General features: G+C 47.2%; 6 protein-coding genes. 3 read left to right on the forward strand and 3 right to left on the reverse strand.

The features are described from left to right. Together OEM52_12850 and OEM52_12855 are read left to right on the forward strand one after the other, a co-directional pair. Positions 1 to 509 (forward strand): ATP-binding protein (locus OEM52_12850; protein MDK9701028.1); only part of this gene is annotated, 509 nt, incomplete at its 5' end. Next, positions 506 to 862 (forward strand): response regulator, encoded by a 357-nt coding sequence (locus tag OEM52_12855; GenBank protein MDK9701029.1) that lies wholly within the window; start codon positions 506 to 508, stop codon positions 860 to 862. The genes OEM52_12850 and OEM52_12855, both read left to right, overlap by 4 nt. Positions 863 to 1,005: 143 nt before the next feature. Here the strand turns inward: OEM52_12855 and OEM52_12860 are convergent, their stop codons facing one another. Together OEM52_12860 and OEM52_12865 are read right to left on the reverse strand one after the other, a co-directional pair. Next, the gene (locus OEM52_12860) at positions 1,006 to 3,150 is read right to left on the reverse strand and encodes a hypothetical protein (protein MDK9701030.1); all 2,145 of its coding nucleotides are present in this window, start codon (positions 3,148 to 3,150) and stop codon (positions 1,006 to 1,008) included. Between the two features lie 178 nt (positions 3,151 to 3,328). Beyond that, on the reverse strand, positions 3,329 to 3,799 hold the full coding sequence (locus OEM52_12865) for a hypothetical protein (GenBank protein ID MDK9701031.1): 471 nt from the start codon (positions 3,797 to 3,799) through the stop codon (positions 3,329 to 3,331). Between the two features lie 139 nt (positions 3,800 to 3,938). Here OEM52_12865 and OEM52_12870 point away from each other — a divergent pair, with 139 nt between their 5' ends. After that, positions 3,939 to 5,459: a multiheme c-type cytochrome gene (locus OEM52_12870; protein ID MDK9701032.1), complete on the forward strand. Its 1,521-nt coding sequence runs from the start codon at positions 3,939 to 3,941 to the stop codon at positions 5,457 to 5,459. 14 nt (positions 5,460 to 5,473) lie between these two features. Here the strand turns inward: OEM52_12870 and OEM52_12875 are convergent, their stop codons facing one another. Beyond that, a complete protein-coding gene (locus tag OEM52_12875) occupies positions 5,474 to 6,460 on the reverse strand; it encodes a flippase-like domain-containing protein (GenBank protein MDK9701033.1) in 987 nt (328 codons plus the stop codon). Between the last annotated feature and the right edge of the window lie 166 nt (positions 6,461 to 6,626).

Raw genomic sequence — 6,626 nt, forward strand, 5'->3', positions numbered from 1 at the left:
AGCGGTATATCCGCGAAACCCTTGAGATGACAAAGCCGGCATCACCGAAGTATGTTTTCGCCAGATTGAAGGAAAAAGTTGAGAATACCCTGCAAATGATGGCGGGGGAGCTCGATCCACAGCGATTTTATGTACAGATGCATTTCGATGCCGATGCCGATTTCGTAAAAATGGACCCCGATCAAATCAGACAAGTCTTATATAATTTATTAAAAAATTCGATTTACGAAATGCCGGATGGTGGAATAGTTACGATTTCCGGTCGGCGTCACGAAGAAGAGATTCATCTCGATGTCCGCGATTACGGTCGTGGCGTTCCACCGGATGTCGTTGATCAAATCTTCGAGCCGTTCTTTACAACAAAAGCGACCGGATCCGGCATCGGATTGTCGCTCAGTTCCCAAATCATGAAGAATCACGGGGGACGATTGGATTATGTACACCATGATGGTCCAGGTGCAACATTCCGATTGGTGTTCCCGATTCCCAATCTTGGAGGTGAATTATGAAACGGATTCTGTTAGCGGAAGATGAAGCCGCACTGCGCCTCCTCTATGAGCGAACGTTCCAAAAAGCCGGCTATGAAATCAAAGCAGTGGGAACCGCTCAAGAAGCGGTTGCAGAAGCAACATCCAGTCATTTCGATTGTATTGTGTTAGATATTCGGATGCCCGGTATGGATGGCATCGAGGGGATGCAACGAATTCTTGCCAGTGGCAAACGGTGTCCGATCGTACTCAACACCGCATACACATCCTACAAGGATAATTTTCATACCTGGTCTGCGGATGCCTATATCGTCAAATCTTCCGACACTTCGCCATTGGTCGATACTGTGAACCGATTGACCGGTGACTCCTAGGTATGAGTGATGTTCGTACGAAAAGAAACCGGACAGCGAGGGGGTGTCCGGTTTTTTTTATGCTCGGTTTCTGTGTTTTTCAATTCGTTGTCAGTCAGGAACTGCTACCACACGAATTCAGACAGTAGTATGATTTCCTGAGCTTACTTGCCACTACGTTGATAAGTGATTGTATCACTCGCTTGAGGTATAGCGCTATAGCCCTCGATGTAGGCATTCACCTGGTTGGTACTCTCCAATTGTCCGGGTTCTAAGAATGCCTGCTGCTCGGTCACTCGTAAGTAAACGGTGGCATTCCCATTGCCATTCGGATCGGTGTAACCCGGATAATTACCGGTACGCAAGCGGGGCGGCGACATCGGAGTCGTCGCATTTACTGTTGAATAGATACGTCCCCGTTGACAAGAAAACCTTACTGGGGCACGGGCAACACGCATACCATTACCATCGGTAACAATCGCCACTAACAGATGTTGCGCGGGTGATCCCATGGTAGTAAAGTTCCAAGTCATTGGCGCAACCTGTAGGTCGATGTGTCCATCAAAGAGTGGCAGGTGTTCGCGGGCTGCACCTTGTACAATGATCGGAGCGCCAGTGGTATCGCGGCTGTCGGCAAATGCGGTAACAGTCACCGTATCGAAAGCGTTGTAGCTCTGATAGGTCAAGCGAGAAAATGCCATTCCAGGAACCCGGATTCCGGTTGGTCCTATATTTCCGGTCGATGTTTGTGAAGCAAAAGCAAGGGTGTCCGGTGTAACGACAAAGCGGACAGCAGTATTGTTCTGAACCGGGTTCGAGTAACGATCCTGGATTTGGGCAGATACGGACACCGATACCAACCCTCCCCCTTCGCCCTGTGCGGTGCTTCGATCCCAACTTACATAGGCATAAGCCGGCGGCCCTTGAAGAATTGTTACGGTAAGCGTTGTCGCAATTGAATCGGAGGCACTCTGTTTTGCAATGCTTCCCAAGTATACAGCTTGAATGAATGCAGGACCCGGGCGGATGCCAGAATGTAACTGTGTTGCAGCATATCCGGTTGCATTCGACAATAGTGTGATTGTATTGCTATTGTTCTCTACAAAGAAAGGTCTGTTCTCAACTGCACCAAAGTTCGCGCTGTTTGTAATCGTCAAGCGAACCAAACTCGGCGATAAAACCGGATTGCCATCTTCATCCAGCAGTTGTGCTTGCAACTCGGTTTGCGAAAGACTTCCTGTTCCACTCACCGTGATTTCTAAGTCGGTGGAAGTGAATTGTAGAGACGCTGGCTCGTTAGGAATAATGGTAAAAGGTCGTGTTAGACGCAGTACTCTAACTTGACTCTGAATCGAAACACTGACGGTACCATTTCCGGTAAGTGTACCAGCTTGCAATGATGCAAAAGCTGTGTCACCTGTGTTACTATATCCTAACAAATTTACTATTGCGTATCCACTTGTTTCCCATTGCAAAGGAGGGTGTAAAATCGCATTTCCATAGGAATCACGAACGGTAGCTGTCAATGAGTAACTCTCATTGAAATGCAATGGATGAGATATCGGAGTAAGCGTCAATACTTCGGGATGACTGGTTCTCGCAATGAGTGGCATTGTTTGTGAAACCAGAATTGTATCGATTCTAATCGTGGCGATAAGGGTGTCGATAGATTGACCAATCCCTAATCGGTATAAGTTACTTCCATATCCTACCAAAGTGTTTGTCACCGAATCGAGCCACATTCCTCGTCCAACACTCGACCAATGTATCGGGTAGTCATAGCGAACTTGATTCCATCGCTCATCATAAACCGTTACCCAGTAGGATAGTGTGTCGTTCGGAATTGCAATGACAAACTGCTCACCTTCCAACGAGAGATGTCTGGGAGTGTGATCGTACACGGAGATCAGTTGCGATGCAGTAACTGCCAGTGTATCGGTACCGAATGTTGCATAGATGGTATCGACCCCAATTCCATTTCCAATCCGGTAGTGGTTTGTTGCGATACCGGCATAGGTCGTATTCATCGTATCGAGCCACTCCCCATTCCCGTGGCTAGTCCAGCGAACAACCATACTATCGGGAACGGCTACGCTATCGCTATTGCGTATGGTAACGATAGCAAGCACCGAATCGGAAGGGTACGGCGGGGATTGAAAGTAAGTTAACGACATCGATATCGAATATGGTCCATGGAACACCGGTGGATTCACACTATTGTTATCCGGTTTAGTCGATTGGCGTTCGCAACCAAGAGTAAGAAGTAGCGTGAGAATAAGCAGTGAGAGTATACGAAGCATCGTAGACATAACATCCTCCGCAAATGGGGTGAGCGGTCAATTCATCAACACACAAAACAAAACTTAACACATACAGTAATAATATACACAGCCAGCGATGGAAATACTCCTGATTTGAGTACTTCTGAAAAGAATTTGCCGATGGACTCAGTAGTATCGTAGAATCCAATTGTTAAACAACTGATTATCAATTCTTTGGAATAGAAATGGGAACCGGGAGTCCATTTTTATTGATGTGAACCAGAGTCACTGTGACGGCATGGGCATCCATGTGCTGTCCACTTTGGACATCATTTATCACTACCCGCAGGTTGACGGTGATACTCGTTCTTCCAAGCGTGTAACCATCGGCAAGGAATTCTACCAAATCCCCGATTTTTACTTGACGTTGGAACTCAGCGTTTTTAAAGGCACGAGTTAGCAGTCGCTCGCTACCGATGACTAACATGGCATAAATGACTGCCGCCTCGTCAATCCAAGAGAGCATAACCCCTCCGTACAGATTCCCGCCGACCCCCAAATCACGGGTGAGAACCATGTGGCGGGTGATAACACCAAAGGGTCCGACCGGTTTGGTAATTTCGGTCGCTTCGGTTTCACTCATCGGTATATTTTTCCGAAGTTGATCGATGGCTGCTTTGGCACGCTTTAATGGCATGGTTTCCTCAAAACAAGTACTCGATAAGTTGCGATTTTTTTTCTTTCAGTCAAAATAGTAGCGGATTCACAGGGAATTCCTTATGTTGAGAAAACCTTTCGTATTGTGCTGTTTGTCCGCTACATCATTCGGAACCGCCATGAAACGAGTCCTTTTGTTTTTCGTTTGTTTCGCGTTGGTGCTTGCCTCCTGTAATGCCGATCAAAAGGATTTGCGCACATTTTCTGTTGAGATTTCACCACATGTCACGCTCGATAGTCTGCACGTCGTCGAAGGCGCTCGGCTTTTATTCATTGCCAAGACCTATGCCAGTTCCCAAGTCGAAGCCTTTGAATACCGGTGGTTCGCATTTCTTCGGATTGGAACCGATTCGATCGACATTTCGACAAGCTGTTTGAATGAGCTGCAAAACGATTCCGTGTGGTTCACCGTACCAGATACCAGTGGTCGATTAGTAACCCTACGTTGTATTGCAAGTTGGGTCGATGGTAGTGGTACCGGTGAAATCACATTCCCTCTTTTCCGATATCAACCTGCTGAACACCCTGCCTTCTTGGGGGAAAATGCATCTTGCAATGCTTGTCATGCCCCCTATTTTCGGGCATGGTCACAAACTTCCCATGCGACTGCCGGATATCATCGGCGTACTCAATCAAGTTGGTCAAATGCCTGCAACGAATGTCACACAACCGGGTATCTGCCAACTATTAACAATGGTGGATTTGACGAACGTCCGGTATCTGCTTACGATCACGTCCGTTGCGAATCGTGCCATGGTCCTTCTGAGTACTATGGCGAAAGCGGCATTAATCATACTACAGCCAATGGATTTCGCGGCGCAGTTATCCTGCCCGACAGTGTTTGTCTCAAGTGTCATACCGATTATCATCAACCGCTGACAACGCAATGGCGAAGCTCTCGGCATGCAAACTCGGCTACCCATTCGGTGTTCGCAGCATTGTCACAACCGGAGTTAGACCGTTGTTCGCCCTGTCATATTGCAAGGGAAAGTATTCGGCGATTGGATGGAGATTCGCTTTCCCATTGGCCATCGGATCCCAACGAACAAATCGGTATCGGTTGCGTTGTGTGTCACGATCCCCATGCAACACGTTACTCATTACCGAATGGAAAATCTCTCCGCAAACCGGTCGATGAGCTGTGCGCTGCTTGTCACCAAGCAGGGATTGATGGCACTCCTTCTTTAACTAATCATCCCCATCATCCGCAAAGCGATCTCTTGGAAAACCGGTTGGATGCCATCCTCCGATATCCATCGGCAGTGTATCCAGCACAGGGATCTCACGAGGGGGTACAAGGAAGCTGTATCTATTGTCATGTTACAGGAAGTGGTTCATTGGTAGGTCAAGCGATGGCGAGTGGTCATACATTTACGGTGCTGGTTTCAACCTGTCAGCAGTGCCACTCCAATGCTGGGAATAATTATATAGCTTTACAACAAGATACTGTACTAACTCTGATGAACCGCCTACAACAAGGATTGGAACTTAGTATCCAAAACGGGGATAGTACCTCGGAGGGGTTCTTACGGGCGAGATGGACTTATCTATTTCTCGATCGTGACGGATCCTTGGGAATTCACAACTACGTTTTGACGCGGGCAATGTTGCTTGCGATTCCGGCAGAATATCTCCCTTAGCAGTGGTTTAATTGTTAGCTTGTCGAATTGGTTTTTACGTGTAGGATGTCGCGCCAGTGAAGTTTGAAAATGATCATCGATATTACTCCGCTCACATTATTCCAGAAATACGAGAAAAAGTGGGTGAGAACGGCGATTACGACTGCTTGCTCTTCGGGAACACCGTAAGCCACTAATCCTAACTTGCAGAATAAATGGTAGGTTCCGACAAATCCGGGGGCGGCGGGAATCGTCGCTCCCAATGCCGTTAGAATCGTTACAGCGATGGCTTCTTTCCATGTTATCGGTAATCCTAAATCTCCTGCGAAGGGTAGAAACGTTGCCGCTCCAATCAGCCACATCAAAAAGGTCACCAATAATGCAGGTAGCGAGGAACGCCAAATCTGGAGTCCACCCATTCCTACCATCATCCTACCATACAGTGCACCAAAACCGGTTGTTGCTTCCCCTTGTTTTCGCACTTTTCGGCGATGCAGCCATGATAGGATAAGAAAGACTGCTAAAGCCGCAAGGACGATGGTAATCGAAAATCTTGCGTATTGTTGAAATGCAGCGGGAAACGAACCTATCGTCATTGCAATCATCAGCATTATGATTAATGCGATAAGATCAAGCACTCGCTCTAAAACAATGTTACCCACCGTGCGAGCGCCGGAAATTCCAAACCGTTGTTTCAATACTAATGCACGGACAATCTCACCAATTCGTAACGGAAGAATGTTATTGGCAAGCGCACCGATTTGCGATAAATGATATGTAACGGAAAAGGGGATCGGCGCTATCGGTTTTAGCAACCACTGCCACCGATAAGCGCGGGCAAAGAGAAAAAGGATATTCAGGAGCGATAAGAGCGCAATCGTTGAAAACGAAACTTTGCGTAATGTCTCAGTGACCTGTGACCAGTCAATACCCCTGAATGTTAACCACAAGGCTGCGACACTAATGGCACCTCCGAGGAGCGGAGTGCCGATTCTTCGTAGCCATTGTTTGATCTCAATCACACACATTACCCAGTTTTTGAACCCATTGTAACGAATTCTACCCTACTCTACAACTAATGTTATGATTTTATTCGTCCGGAACGCTTCATTCCGTAGTCATTTCACAATGAACAACTGCTCGGCGAGAATTGTTCCGATGGTTTGATTTTTTGAGATTCATTCCCCA

This window comes from bacterium (genome assembly GCA_030247525.1).
In the GTDB taxonomy this organism is placed as follows: Bacteria; Electryoneota; JAOADG01; order JAOADG01; family JAOADG01; genus JAOTSC01.

Coding starts and splice junctions, on each gene's coding strand:
- OEM52_12855 (MDK9701029.1), top strand. CDS start 506: ATGAAACGGATTCTGTTAGCGGAAGATGAAGCCGCACTGCGCCTCCTC.
- OEM52_12860 (MDK9701030.1), bottom strand. CDS start 3,150: ATGTCTACGATGCTTCGTATACTCTCACTGCTTATTCTCACGCTACTT.
- OEM52_12865 (MDK9701031.1), bottom strand. CDS start 3,799: ATGCCATTAAAGCGTGCCAAAGCAGCCATCGATCAACTTCGGAAAAAT.
- OEM52_12870 (MDK9701032.1), top strand. CDS start 3,939: ATGAAACGAGTCCTTTTGTTTTTCGTTTGTTTCGCGTTGGTGCTTGCC.